This is a genomic window from Pseudomonas sp. R3-41, from assembly GCF_054161485.1.
This window is the reverse complement of sequence record NZ_CP096421.1, coordinates 6,436,477-6,451,127: the sequence shown is the minus strand read 5'-3', so window position 1 is coordinate 6,451,127 and position 14,651 is coordinate 6,436,477. Positions and strand designations below refer to the sequence as shown.

General features: G+C 62.3%; 10 protein-coding genes. All 10 read left to right on the top strand.

All coding sequences use genetic code 11. The features are described from left to right. The first annotated feature begins 8 nt into the window (after nt 1-8). The 10 genes from M1D99_RS27855 (at nt 9) to M1D99_RS27810 (ending at nt 14,510) form a co-directional block, all read left to right on the top strand. Nucleotides 9-1,073 carry a type IV pilus assembly protein PilM gene (locus M1D99_RS27855; protein ID WP_186706085.1) on the top strand — a complete coding sequence of 355 codons (1,065 nt, stop codon included), beginning with the start codon at nt 9-11 and terminating at the stop codon, nt 1,071-1,073. Next, on the top strand, nt 1,073-1,639 hold the full coding sequence (locus M1D99_RS27850) for a PilN domain-containing protein (protein ID WP_186706084.1): 567 nt from the start codon (nt 1,073-1,075) through the stop codon (nt 1,637-1,639). Before M1D99_RS27855 ends, M1D99_RS27850 begins: the two co-directional genes overlap by 1 nt. Further along, nucleotides 1,636-2,259, top strand: coding sequence for a type 4a pilus biogenesis protein PilO (pilO, locus tag M1D99_RS27845; protein WP_186706083.1), 624 nt, complete (start codon nt 1,636-1,638; stop codon nt 2,257-2,259). Before M1D99_RS27850 ends, pilO begins: the two co-directional genes overlap by 4 nt. Next, the gene (locus M1D99_RS27840) at nt 2,256-2,786 is read left to right on the top strand and encodes a pilus assembly protein PilP (RefSeq protein ID WP_272972270.1); all 531 of its coding nucleotides are present in this window, start codon (nt 2,256-2,258) and stop codon (nt 2,784-2,786) included. Before pilO ends, M1D99_RS27840 begins: the two co-directional genes overlap by 4 nt. 13 nt (nt 2,787-2,799) lie before the next feature. Beyond that, nucleotides 2,800-4,887 (top strand): type IV pilus secretin PilQ, encoded by a 2,088-nt coding sequence (gene pilQ, locus M1D99_RS27835; protein ID WP_434572888.1) that lies wholly within the window; start codon nt 2,800-2,802, stop codon nt 4,885-4,887. A 4-nt stretch (nt 4,888-4,891) separates the two neighbouring features. Further along, complete coding sequence (gene aroK / locus M1D99_RS27830; protein WP_458131109.1) at nt 4,892-5,410, top strand: shikimate kinase AroK; 519 nt, start codon at nt 4,892-4,894, stop codon at nt 5,408-5,410. 148 nt (nt 5,411-5,558) lie between these two features. After that, on the top strand, nt 5,559-6,659 hold the full coding sequence (gene aroB / locus M1D99_RS27825) for a 3-dehydroquinate synthase (RefSeq protein WP_458131108.1): 1,101 nt from the start codon (nt 5,559-5,561) through the stop codon (nt 6,657-6,659). A gap of 10 nt (nt 6,660-6,669) precedes the next feature. Next, the gene (locus M1D99_RS27820) at nt 6,670-8,259 is read left to right on the top strand and encodes an AAA family ATPase (protein ID WP_458131107.1); all 1,590 of its coding nucleotides are present in this window, start codon (nt 6,670-6,672) and stop codon (nt 8,257-8,259) included. 350 nt (nt 8,260-8,609) lie between these two features. Further along, nucleotides 8,610-13,058 carry a glutamate synthase large subunit gene (gene gltB, locus M1D99_RS27815; RefSeq protein WP_458131106.1) on the top strand — a complete coding sequence of 1,483 codons (4,449 nt, stop codon included), beginning with the start codon at nt 8,610-8,612 and terminating at the stop codon, nt 13,056-13,058. A 33-nt stretch (nt 13,059-13,091) separates the two neighbouring features. Next, on the top strand, nt 13,092-14,510 hold the full coding sequence (locus M1D99_RS27810; RefSeq protein ID WP_003196992.1) for an FAD-dependent oxidoreductase: 1,419 nt from the start codon (nt 13,092-13,094) through the stop codon (nt 14,508-14,510). The last annotated feature ends 141 nt before the right edge of the window (nt 14,511-14,651 follow it).

Sequence of the window (14,651 nt, the reverse complement as noted above, 5' to 3'; positions counted from 1 at the left end):
AATTGGTAGTGCTACGACTCTTCAATAAAAAAGCCCATGCGCTTCTGGGGATCGACATCAGTTCGACGTCGGTGAAGCTGCTCGAGTTGAGTCGCCAGGGCGAGCGATACCGCGTCGAGTCCTACGCGGTCGAACCGTTGCCGGCCAACGCCGTGATCGAGAAGAACATCGCCGAGCTCGAAGGGGTGGGGCAGGCGTTGTCGCGGCTGCTGGCCAAGGCCCGGACACCCCTGCGCAGCGTGGCGGTGGCCGTGGCGGGCTCGGCGGTGATCACCAAGACCATCGAGATGGACGCCGGCCTGTCCGACGACGAGATGGAGAACCAGCTCAAGATCGAGGCCGATCAATACATCCCCTATCCGCTGGATGAGGTGGCCATCGATTTCGAAGTGATGGGCGTTTCGCCCCGCAGCGCCGAACGCGTCGAAGTACTGCTGGCGGCCTGTCGCAAGGAAAACGTCGAGGTCCGCGAGGCGGCGTTGGCGCTCGCCGGGTTGACGGCCCGGGTGGTAGATGTGGAGGCGTATGCGCTGGAACGGGCGTTTGGCCTGCTCGCCACGCAACTGGCCGCGTCCCAGGAGCGGCTGACCGTGGCGGTCATCGACATCGGCGCCACCATGACCACCCTCAGCGTGCTGCACAACGGGCGCATCATCTATACCCGCGAACAACTGTTCGGCGGCCGCCAGTTGACCGAGGAAATTCAGCGCCGCTACGGCCTGACACCCGAGCAGGCGGGCCTGGCAAAGAAGCAGGGTGGGCTGCCGGACGATTATCTCGGCGAAGTGTTGCAACCTTTTCGCGAGGCCCTGGTGCAGCAGGTTTCGCGCTCCCTGCAATTTTTCTTCGCCTCGGGCCAGTACAGCGCGGTGGATCACATTCTGTTGGCCGGGGGCACGGCTTCCGTCGCTGGCCTGGACCGGCTGATCGAGCAACGCCTGGGCACGCCGACGCAGGTGGCCAACCCGTTCACCAACATGGCCCTGAGCAGCAAGGTCAATGCCGGTGCCCTGGCCAGTGATGCGCCGGCGCTGATGATCGCTTGCGGGCTGGCCCTCAGGAGTTTCGACTGATGGCGCGGATCAACCTGCTTCCCTGGCGCGAAGAGCTGCGCGAAGAGCGGCGCAAACGCTTTCTGCTGGCCTTGGTGGGTGCGCTCGTCGGAGCGGTCGGGGTGATTCTGGTCGCCGTCCGCTACATCGACAACGCCATCGACCATCAGGTCGCTCGCAACAGCCATCTCTCCGGCCAGATCGCCGTGCTCGATGAGCGCATCAAGCAGATCAGCGAATTGAAAGCCCGTCGCCAGCAATTGCTGGAGCGCATGCGCATTATCCAGGACTTGCAAGGAAATCGACCGGTCAGCGGACGCATCTTCGACCAGTTGGTGCGGACCCTGCCGGATGGCGTTTACTTCACCGAAGTGAAAATGGAAGACCGGACGCTCTTCATCAAGGGCGCTGCGGAATCGAACAACCGGGTCTCGGACCTGATGCGCAACCTGGACTCGTCGGACCTGTTCGATGCGCCCAGTTTGACGGAGGTGAAGGCGACCACCGCTGGCCAGCTCGACCAGGCCAACGTTTTCCAGCTGACGGTTCGCCAGACCCGCCCGGTCGAAGTGGAGGACGCCGAATGAAGCCGGGGGAGTGGTTCGACGCGCTGCGCAAGATCGACATCAATGATCTGGACACCAACAATATCGGCTCCTGGCCGGCACCGATCAAATGGCTGGCCGGCATCCTGCTGGTGGCCCTGGTGCTGGGGCTGGGCTATAACTTTGCCTTGAGTGACCTGGAAAACCAATTGCAGCAGGTGCGCGAGGAAGAGAACACGCTCAAGGCGCAATTCGCGGGCAAGGCCCACATGGCCGCGAACCTGGAACGCTACACCGAGCAGATGAAACAGATGGAAACGTCTTTTGGTGTGCTGTTGCGGCAATTGCCCAGCGATACCGAGGTGCCGGGCCTGCTGGAAGACATTACCCGCACCGGGTTGGGCAGCGGCCTGGAGTTCGAGGAAATCAAGCTGCTGCCGGAAGTCACCCAGCCTTTCTATATCGAGCTGCCGATCCAGATCACCGTGACCGGCGGCTACCACGACCTGGCGACGTTCGTCAGTGGGGTGGCGGGGCTGCCCCGGATCGTCACGCTGCATGATTTCGAGATCGCCCCGATGGAGCCCGAGGCTGGCACGAAACTGCGCATGAGCATCCAGGCCAAGACCTACCGCTACAACGAGCAGGAGGCGCAGCCATGAGGCCGATGGTGTGCCGTCTCTGTCTGCTGGCAGGCCTGGTCGTGTTGGCGGGCTGCAACAATGACAGCGGGTTCAGCGACCTGGACGCCTACATGAACGAAGTGCGCCTGCGCCCGCCCGGCAAGATCGAGCCGACGCCGACGTTCAGGCCCCAGGAGACCTTTACCTACAGCGCCGCCAACCTGCGCAGCCCGTTTTCCCGGCAGGTCCGTGTGGACCAGGCCGACCGGCAGCGCGGCTCGCGCAACGTCCGGCCCGACCCCAACCGGGTCAAGCAGTACCTGGAAGGCTTCAACATCGAACAGTTCGAAATGGTCGGTACGATCTCCAACGCCGCGGGCTCCTTCGCGCTCCTGCGGGGCGCGGGCGGGGTGCACCGGCTCAAGGTCGGTGACTATCTGGGACGCAACGACGGGCGGATAGTCGCCATCAGCGCCACCCAGGTCGATGTGGTCGAAATCGTTCCCGATGGCGAGGGTGCCTGGCTGGAGCGACCCCGGACCATTCCTTTGAAAGAGCATTCATAGTGGAAGTCGAACAATGAACAGGTTTTTTTCAGCCCTCGGTATTTCGCTATGGACAGCGCTGTTATCGCCGATGGTTCTTGGGGCCGGCCTGAAGACGCTGGATGTGGCGGCGTTGCCGGGGGACCGTGTCGAGTTGAAACTTATCTTCGACGGACCGCCGCCGACACCGCGGGGCTACACCACCGAACAACCAGCCCGGATTGCGCTGGACCTGCCGGGCGTGACCAATCAACTGGCCAGTAGAAGCCGCGACCTGGGTGGGGGCAATGCGCGTAGCGCCACCGTGGTCGAGGCGGGGGATCGCACCCGGTTGATCATCGGCCTGACTCAACTGGCGCCGTATGACACCCGGGTCGAAGGCAATAACCTGTTCGTGGTGGTCGGCAAGGGCGCCGCCCCGAAGAGCACTGCCCGCAACAGCACCGCCCAGGCTCCGCGCCCGGCGGTGGCCAGCGCGGCGCCTGCCAGGAGCAGTGCGCCGGTGGGCAAGGCGATCCGTGGGGTGGATTTCCAGCGCGGGACCCAGGGCGAAGGCAACGTGGTGATCGATTTGTCCGATCCGTCCATCGCCCCGGACATCCAGGAGCGCGAAGGCAAGATCATTCTCAATTTCGCCAAGACCCAATTGCCCGAGCCGCTGCGGGTGCGCCTGGACGTCAAGGACTTCGCCACCCCGGTGCAATTCGTCAATGCCAGCGCCGGTAGCGACCGAGCGACCATCAGCATCGAGCCCAGCGGCACCTTCGACTACTCGACCTACCAGACCGACAACAAGCTCACCGTCAGCGTCCGGCCCATGACCGTCGACGACCTGCAAAAACGCAACGCCGACCGCGCTGCCTACAGCGGCGAAAAACTCTCGCTCAACTTCCAGGACATCGAGGTGCGTTCGGTTCTGCAATTGATTGCCGACTTTACCAACCTGAACCTGGTGGCCAGCGACACGGTACAGGGTGGCATCACCCTGCGGCTGCAAAATGTGCCGTGGGACCAGGCGCTGGACCTGGTGCTCAAGACCAAGGGGTTGGACAAGCGCAAGGTCGGCAACGTGCTGCTGGTGGCCCCGGCCGATGAAATCGCGGCGCGGGAGCGCCAGGAGCTGGAGTCGCAAAAGCAGATTGCCGACCTGGCGCCACTGCGGCGTGAGCTGCTGCAGGTCAACTATGCGAAGGCGGCGGACATCGCCAAGCTGTTCCAGTCGGTGACCAGCGCCGAGGCGAAAGCCGATGAGCGCGGCACGATCACGGTGGATGAGCGCACCAACAACATCATTGCCTACCAGACCCAGGACCGGCTCGACGAACTGCGCCGGATTGTGGCGCAGCTGGATATTCCGGTACGCCAGGTGATGATCGAGGCGCGAATTGTCGAGGCCAACGTCGACTACGACAAAAGCCTGGGCGTGCGCTGGGGCGGTTCGATCCAGAACAAGGGCAACTGGAACTCCTCGGGGGTGACCACCGGCACCTCCACCACCATCGGCACGCCGGGCAGTACCGGCACCAATCAGCCGTTCGTGGATCTGGGCGCCTCGGGCAATACTTCGGGGATCGGCATTGCGTTCATCACCGACAACGTATTGCTGGACCTTGAGCTGACGGCCATGGAGAAAACCGGTAACGGGGAAATCGTCTCCCAGCCCAAGGTGGTGACGTCCGACAAGGAGACGGCCAAGATCCTCAAGGGCACGGAGATTCCTTATCAGGAAGCCAGCTCCAGCGGTGCCACCTCGGTGTCGTTCAAGGAGGCCTCGCTGTCCCTGGAAGTGACCCCGCAAATCACCCCGGACAACCGCATCATCATGGAGGTCAAGGTCACCAAGGATGAGCCGGACTACCTGAACAAGGTGCAGGATGTGCCGCCGATCAAGAAAAACGAAGTCAACGCCAAGGTCTTGGTCAATGATGGCGAGACCATTGTGATTGGCGGGGTTTTCTCAAATACTCAGAGCAAGGTCGTAGATAAGGTGCCATTTCTTGGCGATGTGCCGTATCTTGGCCGCCTTTTCCGGCGTGATGTGGTTTCGGAGAAAAAATCCGAGCTGCTGGTGTTCCTCACTCCGCGTATCATGAATAACCAGGCGATTGCTGTGAGTCGTTGATTCTGTGCGAAATTTGATTCTTGTTGGGCCGATGGGCGCTGGAAAAAGCACCATCGGCCGTTTGCTGGCCAAAGAGCTGCGCCTGCCGTTCAAAGATTCCGACAAGGAAATTGAATTGCGCACGGGTGCCAATATCCCATGGATCTTCGATAAGGAAGGCGAGCCGGGCTTTCGTGACCGTGAGCAGGCGATGATTGCCGAGCTGTGCGCGTTCGAGGGCGTGGTGTTGGCCACCGGCGGTGGTGCGGTGATGCGCGAAGCCAATCGTCAGGCGCTGCATGCCGGCGGACGAGTGGTCTATTTGCACGCCTCTGTCGAGCAGCAGGTCGGCCGCACTGCCCGGGACCGCAACCGGCCGCTGTTGCGCACCGCTGACCCGGCCAAGACCCTGCGCGACCTGCTGGAGCTGCGTGATCCGCTGTATCGGGAGATCGCCGACCTAGTGGTGGAAACCGATGAGCGGCCGCCGCGGATGGTGGTGCTGGATATTCTCGATCGCCTTCAGCAGCTACCGCCCCGTTAATGCGCCTGGCGAAATGCGCTATCCTCGACGTCCCGTTTTGGCCCGTCTGGGGCGTGGCGTATGGCCATTAACTGGCGTCAGGACAAGCACCGTGGACTTTCGTTAATTGCAGGCAGGACGCCTGATTCCATCTTCACTGTGGGGACACATGCAGACACTTAAGGTCGACCTGGGCGAGCGCAGCTACCCGATTCACATTGGCGAAGGCTTGTTGGACCAGCCTGAACTGCTGGCGCCGCATATCGCCGGGCGGCAAGTGGCGATCATTTCCAATGAAACCGTCGCGCCTCTGTATCTGGAGCGTCTGACCCGCAGCCTGTCGGCCTTTTCGGTGATTTCCGTGGTATTGCCCGACGGCGAAGCCTTCAAGAATTGGGAAACCCTGCAACTGATTTTCGACGGCCTGCTGACCGCACGGCACGATCGCCGTACCACGGTGATTGCCCTGGGCGGCGGTGTGATCGGCGACATGGCCGGTTTTGCCGCCGCCTGCTACCAGCGTGGTGTCGATTTCATCCAGATCCCCACTACGCTGTTGTCGCAGGTCGACTCGTCGGTGGGCGGCAAGACCGGAATCAACCATCCGCTGGGCAAGAACATGGTCGGTGCGTTCTATCAGCCCAACGTGGTGCTGATCGACACCGCCACCCTCAATACCTTGTCGGCTCGCGAGCTGTCTGCGGGGCTGGCGGAAGTCATCAAGTACGGGCTGATCTGCGACGAACCGTTCCTGGGCTGGCTCGAAGAGAACGTCGACCGCCTGCGTGCGTTGGATCAAACGGCGCTGACCTACGCCATCGAGCGCTCCTGCGCCGCCAAGGCCGCCGTGGTCGGTGCCGATGAGCGTGAGTCCGGGGTGCGCGCCACGCTCAACCTGGGGCACACCTTTGGCCATGCCATCGAAACCCACATGGGCTATGGTGTCTGGCTGCACGGTGAAGCGGTTGCGGCCGGTACGGTCATGGCCCTGGAGATGTCCGCGCGCCTGGGCTGGATCAGCGAGCAGGAGCGCGATCGCGGTATTCGTCTGTTCCAGCGCGCCGGGCTGCCGGTGGTTCCGCCCGAGGAAATGAGCGAGGCGGATTTTCTTCAACACATGGCAATCGACAAAAAAGTGATCGACGGTCGTCTGCGCCTGGTGCTGCTGCGCCACATGGGCGAAGCGGTGGTGACCGACGATTATCCGAAAGAAGTTCTACAGGCCACGCTGGGAGCGGACTACCGCGCCCTGGCTCAGCTTAAAGGTTAATAAGACTGCGATGACTAGTTTGCATGCCGACGAGGCTTTCCTCGGCCATTTCCAATTGAGTCATGACCCTTTTGCCCCACGGGTCCCGGGCTTCAAGTTCTTCCCCGCCCAGCGCAAGCCGGTGCTGGGCCAGTTGCATCATCTGGCGCGCTACAGCCAGTTGCTCCTGGTGGTCACCGGTCCCCAGGGCAGCGGCAAGACCTTGCTGCGCCAGGCCCTGGTGGCCAGCACCAACAAACAGTCGGTGCAAAGCGTGGTGGTATCGGCCCGTGGCGCCGGCGATGCCCCCGGCGTGTTGCGCCAGGTGGCCCAGGCGCTGAACGTCGCCCAGGCTGAAGTCGGTGCCATTCTCGATCAGATCGTGCAACTGGCGCTGACCGGGCAGGAAGTCTATCTGCTGGTGGACGATGCCGAGCAACTTGACGAATCGGCCCTCGAAGCCCTGCTGGCCCTGGCGGCCGGTGCGCCGGAGGGTCGCCCCCATGTGTTCCTGTTCGGCGAGTCGTCGCTGATCGCCGACCTGGACCAGTTGAACCTCGAGGAAGAGCGCTTCCACGTCATCGAACTGGCGCCCTACACCGAGGAAGAAACCCGTGAATACCTGGCCCAGCGTCTTGAAGGTGCGGGGCGGGGCATCGAACTTTTCACCGCCGATCAGATCTCTGAGATTCACGAAAGCGCCGACGGTTGGCCTGGCAACATCAACCAGGTTGCCCGCGATGCTCTCATCGAAGTCATGATTGCCAGCCGCTCAGCGGTGAAGCGTCCAAGTATGGGGTTCAACATGCCGAAGAAACACGTATTGGCAATTTCCGCCGTCGTCGTGGTTGCAGTTGCCGCCGCCTGGCTGATGCCGGGTCGCAGCAAGGCGCCAACCACCGGCGCACCTGCCAACGAACAGGCGCAACTGCCCCTTGGCCAAGGTACACCGCAACCCAACGGCGGTGCACCGGCGGTGGAATTTGCCGGCAATACCCAGCCGATGCCGCTGCCGCTGGTCGGCAACTCGCAACCGGTCATGCGTGGGCCCCTGGCGGAAGCCGCAGGTGGAATCACCGAGGGTGACGACGGTGCGCCGCCTCCGATCGAAGACACCAGCGACGTGCCACCTACCGTGACCACCACCGCGCCGCCTGCGGGCGTACCGGCCGGTCCTGCGCCGACGACGCCTGCACCAGCTCCAGCCGCCAAGCCGACCCCAGCGCCCACTCAGGTCGCCACCGCCAAGCCTGCACCGGTTCCAGCGCCTGCGGCCAAGCCGGCAGCGCCAGCACCGGCGGCCAAGCCTGCCGCTGCCCCGGCCAAGGCCGCGGGCGGTAGCTGGTACGCCGGCCAGGCGCCGGGCAACTACGTGGTGCAAATCCTCGGCACAAGCTCCGAAACCGCGGCGCAGAACTTCGTCAAGGAACAGGGCGGCGAGTACCGTTATTTCAAGAAAGTGCTCAACGGCAAGCCGCTCTATGTCATCACCTACGGCAGCTTTGCCAACCGTGATGCAGCCGTTTCCGCCATCAAGGCCTTGCCAGCGAAGGTTCAGGCTGGTAAACCTTGGCCTCGCACTGTCGCCAGCGTCCAACAGGAACTGGCAGCAACTCGCTGAAGATTCGGCGGCCTTACCCAGGCCGCCTCTCCCGGCAACCTCAAAATTTCCGCAAGGGCGGGCGGCCTTTCAGGCCGCGCGCCTTGTGGTGTCTGCGTCACAGTAGCGTTTGAGTCGTAGCGGTCGAACCCAAAAAAGTTTTGACTAGCACAGCATATAGCTTTAAACCTTTCACAAATGCGACATGGATTTGCGACAGTTCGTCGTCAAATTTGTGAGCCCCTGTGTCGGTGTGTACAATGACCTCCCTTTTGCCCCCGCAAAGCTGGCGTACGTTCGGCGCGGCATGCAACTGGTTGAATTGAAAAGAAATTTGTCTCGATAAGAGGCAGCCTGGTGAGAAAGTGTCTATGAAAGCAGGTCTGTACCAACCAGATGAATTCAGGGATAACTGCGGTTTTGGCCTGATAGCCCATATGCAGGGCGAGCCCAGTCATACCCTTTTGCAAACGGCCATTGAGGCCCTGACCTGCATGACCCACCGCGGTGGGATCAACGCCGACGGCAAGACCGGTGACGGTTGTGGCTTGCTGATTCAAAAACCCGACGAGTTCCTGCGTGCCGTAGCCCAGGAAACGTTTGGGGTAACCCTGCCCAAGCAGTACGCCGTGGGCATGGTGTTCTTCAACCAGGACCCGGTGAAGGCCGAGGCGGCTCGCGAAAACATGAATCGCGAGATCCTGGCCGCCGGCCTGCAACTGGTTGGCTGGCGCAAAGTGCCGATCGACACCAGCGTCCTCGGCCGCTTGGCGCTCGAGCGCCTGCCGCAGATCGAGCAGGTGTTCATCGCTGGCGAAGGCCTGAGCGACCAGGACATGTCGATCAAGCTGTTCAGCTCCCGTCGTCGTTCGTCCGTGGCCAATGCCACCGACACCGATCACTACATCTGCAGCTTTTCCCACAAGACCATCATTTATAAAGGCCTGATGATGCCGGCGGACCTCACCGCCTTCTATCCAGACCTCAGCGATGAGCGCCTGAAAACCGCGATCTGCGTGTTCCACCAGCGCTTCTCCACCAACACCCTGCCGAAATGGCCGCTGGCCCAGCCATTCCGCTTCCTCGCCCACAACGGCGAGATCAATACCATTACCGGCAACCGCAACTGGGCCGTGGCCCGTCGCACCAAGTTCGCCAACGATTTGATGCCGGACCTCGAAGAGCTTGGCCCGCTGGTCAACCGCGTGGGTTCGGACTCCTCGAGCATGGACAACATGCTGGAGCTGATGGTGACCGGTGGCATCGACCTGTTCCGTGGCGTGCGCATGCTCGTGCCGCCAGCCTGGCAGAACGTCGAGACCATGGACCCGGACCTGCGCGCCTTCTACGAATACAACTCCATGCACATGGAGCCGTGGGACGGCCCGGCCGGTATCGTCATGACCGACGGTCGCTACGCCGTCTGCCTGCTGGACCGTAACGGTCTGCGTCCGGCGCGCTGGGTCACCACCACCAACGGGTTCATCACCCTGGCCTCGGAAATCGGGGTCTGGAACTACCAGCCCCAGGACGTCATCGCCAAGGGCCGCGTAGGTCCGGGCCAGATCTTTGCCGTGGACACCGAGACCGGCCAGATCCTCGACACCGATGCCATCGACAACCGCCTCAAGTCCCGTCATCCGTACAAGCAATGGCTGCGCAAGAACGCCCTGCGCATCCAGGCGACCATGGAAGACAACGACCACGGTTCGGCTTTCTATGACGTCGACCAGCTCAAGCAGTACATGAAGATGTACCAGGTGACGTTCGAAGAGCGTGACCAGGTGCTGCGTCCGTTGGGCGAGCAGGGCTACGAAGCGGTCGGCTCCATGGGCGACGACACGCCGATGGCCGTGTTGTCGCAACGCGTGCGTACGCCGTACGACTATTTCCGCCAGCAGTTCGCCCAGGTGACCAACCCACCGATCGACCCGCTGCGCGAGGCGATCGTGATGTCCCTGGAAATCTGCCTCGGTGCCGAGCGCAACATTTTCCAAGAGTCGCCGGAACACGCCTCGCGGGTGATCCTCAGTTCGCCGGTCATTTCCCCGGCCAAGTGGCGCTCGCTGACCAACCTCGATCGTCCCGGCTTCGAGCGTCAGGTCATCGACCTGAACTACGACGAGAACATCGGCCTGGAAGCGGCGATCCGCAACGTTGCGGACCAGGCTGAAGAAGCGGCGCGCGCCGGGCGTACCCAGATCGTGCTGACCGACCGTCACATCGCCCCGGGCAAACTGCCGATCCACGCCTCGCTGGCCACCGGTGCGGTGCACCATCGCCTGACCGAAAAAGGCCTGCGCTGCGATTCCAACATCCTGGTGGAAACGGCTACCGCACGCGATCCGCATCACTTCGCAGTGCTGATCGGCTTCGGCGCTTCGGCGGTGTATCCGTTCCTGGCTTATGAAGTGCTGGGCGACCTGATCCGTACCGGTGAAGTGCTGGGCGACCTCTACGAGGTGTTCAAGAACTACCGCAAGGGCATCACCAAGGGCCTGCTCAAGATCCTGTCGAAGATGGGCATCTCGACCATCGCCTCGTACCGTGGCGCGCAATTGTTCGAGGCCATCGGCCTGTCCGAGGAAGTCTGCGAGCTGAGCTTCCGTGGCGTGCCGAGCCGTATCAAGGGCGCGCGCTTCGTCGACATCGAAGCCGAACAGAAAGCCCTGGCCGCCGAGGCCTGGAGCCCGCGCAAGCCGATCCAGCAGGGCGGTTTGCTGAAGTTCGTTCACGGTGGCGAATACCACGCCTACAACCCGGACGTGGTCAACACCTTGCAAGCCGCCGTGCAACAGGGCGACTACGGCAAGTTCAAGGAATACACCTCGCTGGTGGACAACCGTCCGGTGTCGATGATCCGCGACCTGCTCAAGGTCAAGACCCTCGACACGCCGCTGGACATCAGTGAAGTAGAGCCGCTGGAGTCGGTGCTCAAACGCTTTGATTCGGCCGGTATTTCCCTCGGTGCGTTGTCCCCGGAAGCCCACGAAGCCCTGGCCGAAGCCATGAACCGCCTCGGTGCGCGTTCCAACTCCGGTGAAGGCGGCGAAGACCCTGCGCGCTACGGCACCATCAAGAGTTCGAAAATCAAGCAGGTGGCCACCGGCCGCTTCGGTGTGACGCCGGAATACCTGGTCAACGCTGAAGTACTGCAGATCAAGGTCGCCCAGGGTGCCAAGCCCGGCGAAGGCGGCCAACTGCCCGGCGGCAAGGTCAACGGCCTGATTGCCAAGCTGCGCTATGCGGTTCCCGGCGTGACCCTGATCTCGCCACCGCCGCACCACGACATTTATTCGATCGAAGATTTGTCGCAACTGATCTTCGACCTCAAGCAGGTGAACCCCAAGGCGCTGGTCTCGGTGAAATTGGTGGCGGAAGCGGGCGTTGGCACCATCGCCGCCGGCGTGGCCAAGGCCTATGCCGACCTGATCACCATCTCCGGCTACGACGGCGGCACCGGTGCATCGCCGTTGACCTCGATCAAGTACGCCGGTGCGCCGTGGGAGCTGGGCCTGGCTGAAACCCACCAGACCCTGCGCGGCAACGACTTGCGCGGCAAGGTCCGGGTGCAGACCGACGGTGGCCTGAAGACTGGCCTGGACGTGATCAAGGCCGCCATCCTCGGCGCCGAGAGCTTCGGCTTCGGCACCGCGCCGATGATCGCCCTGGGCTGCAAATACCTGCGCATCTGTCACTTGAACAACTGCGCTACCGGCGTGGCGACCCAGAACGACAAGCTGCGCAAGGACCACTACATCGGCACCGTCGACATGGTGGTGAATTTCTTCACCTACGTGGCCGAGGAAACCCGCGAGTGGTTGGCGAAACTGGGCGTGCGCTCCCTTGAAGAGCTGATCGGCCGTACCGATCTGCTGGACATCATCGAGGGGCAGACCGCCAAGCAGCATCACCTGGACCTGACCCCGTTGCTGGGCAGCGATCTGATTCCGGCAGACAAGCCTCAGTTCTGCCAGGTTGATCGCAACCCGCCCTTCGACAAGGGTGAGCTGGCCGAGAAGATGGTCGACATGGCCGCTGCGGCGATCAACGACCTGAGCGGTGCCGAGTTCGAACTGGATATCTGCAACTGCGACCGTTCCATCGGTGCGCGGATCTCCGGCGAAATCGCGCGCAAGCACGGCAACCAAGGCATGGCCAAGGCACCGGTGACCTTCCGCTTCAAGGGCACCGCGGGCCAGAGCTTCGGCGTCTGGAACGCCGGTGGCTTGAACATGTACCTGGAAGGCGATGCCAACGACTACGTGGGCAAGGGCATGACCGGCGGCAAGCTGGTCATCGTTCCGCCCAAGGGCAGCGTCTACAAGACCCAGGACAGTGCAATCATCGGCAACACCTGCCTCTACGGCGCCACGGGCGGCAAGCTGTTCGCCGCCGGCACCGCGGGCGAGCGTTTTGCCGTGCGTAACTCCGGCGCCCACACCGTGGTGGAAGGCACCGGCGATCACTGCTGCGAGTACATGACCGGTGGTTTTGTCTGCGTGCTGGGCAGGACCGGTTATAACTTCGGCTCTGGCATGACCGGCGGTTTCGCCTACGTGCTCGACCAGGACAACACCTTCGTTGACCGGGTCAACCACGAACTGGTGGAAATCCAGCGGATCAGCGGCGAGGCGATGGAGGCCTACCGCAGCCATCTGCAAAACGTGCTGAACGAGTACGTCGCGGAAACCGACAGCGAGTGGGGTCGTGAGCTCGCCGAGAACCTCGATGACTACTTGCGCCGTTTCTGGCTGGTCAAGCCCAAGGCTGCCAACCTGAAATCGTTGCTTTCCAGCACTCGTGCCAACCCGCAGTGATATGCGCCTGAAGAGTTTGATGAGGTTTTAACAATGGCTGAACGTCTGAATAACGACTTCCAGTTCATCGATGTCGGGCGCAAGGATCCGAAGAAGAAACTGTTGCGTCAACGCAAGAAAGAGTTCGTGGAAATCTACGAGCCTTTCAAACCCCAGCAGTCGGCCGACCAGGCCCACCGCTGCCTGGGCTGCGGTAACCCGTATTGCGAATGGAAGTGCCCGGTGCACAACTTCATTCCCAACTGGCTGAAACTGGTGGCCGAGGGCAACATCCTCCAGGCCGCCGAGCTGTCCCACCAGACCAACACCCTGCCGGAAGTCTGTGGCCGGGTGTGCCCGCAGGATCGCCTGTGCGAAGGTGCGTGCACCCTCAACGACGGTTTTGGCGCGGTGACCATCGGTTCGGTGGAGAAATACATCACCGACACCGCGTTCGCCATGGGCTGGCGCCCGGACATGTCCAAGGTCAAGCCGACCGGCAAGCGCGTGGCGATCATCGGCGCGGGCCCGGCGGGCCTGGGCTGTGCCGACGTGCTGGTACGCGGTGGCGTGACCCCGGTGGTGTTCGACAAGAACCCGGAAATCGGCGGTCTGCTGACCTTCGGCATTCCCGAGTTCAAGCTGGAAAAGACCGTGCTGAGCAATCGCCGCGAGGTCTTCACCGGCATGGGCATCGAGTTCCGCCTGAACACCGAGGTGGGCAAGGACGTGACCATGGAGCAACTGCTTGAAGAATACGATGCGGTCTTCATGGGCATGGGCACCTACACCTACATGAAGGGCGGCTTTGCCGGTGAGGACCTGCCGGGCGTCTACGACGCGCTGGACTTCCTGATCGCCAACGTCAATCGCAACCTGGGCTTCGAAAAGTCGCCAGAAGATTTCGTCGACATGAAGGGCAAGAAGGTTGTGGTGCTCGGCGGTGGCGACACGGCGATGGACTGCAATCGCACGTCGATTCGCCAGGGCGCCAAGTCGGTGACCTGTGCCTATCGTCGTGACGAAGCGAACATGCCCGGCTCGCGCAAAGAGGTGAAGAACGCCAAGGAAGAAGGCGTGAAATTCCTCTACAACCGCCAGCCGATTGCCATTGTCGGTGAAGACAAGGTCGAAGGCGTGAAAGTGGTCGAGACCCGTCTCGGCGAGCCGGACGCCCGTGGCCGCCGTAGCCCCGAGCCGATCCCGGGCTCCGAAGAGATCATCCCGGCCGACGCCGTGGTCATCGCTTTCGGTTTCCGCCCGAGCCCGGCGCCGTGGTTCGAGCAGTTCAGCATCCAGACCGACAGCCAGGGCCGTGTCGTCGCCCCGGAACAGGGCCAGTACAAACACCAGACCAGCAACCCGAAGATCTTCGCCGGTGGCGACATGGTCCGCGGTTCCGACCTGGTGGTGACGGCGATCTTCGAAGGCCGCAATGCGGCGGAAGGGATCCTGGATTACTTGCAGGTCTGACCGAACGACACCAATCCTGTGGGAGCGAGCTTTGTGGGAGCAAAGCTTGCTCGCGATACAGGCGCCTCGGTAATCAAGGGACCGCGGTGTTTTCATCGCGGGCAAGCCTTGCTCCCACAAAAAAGCTCCCACAGGTCTTTT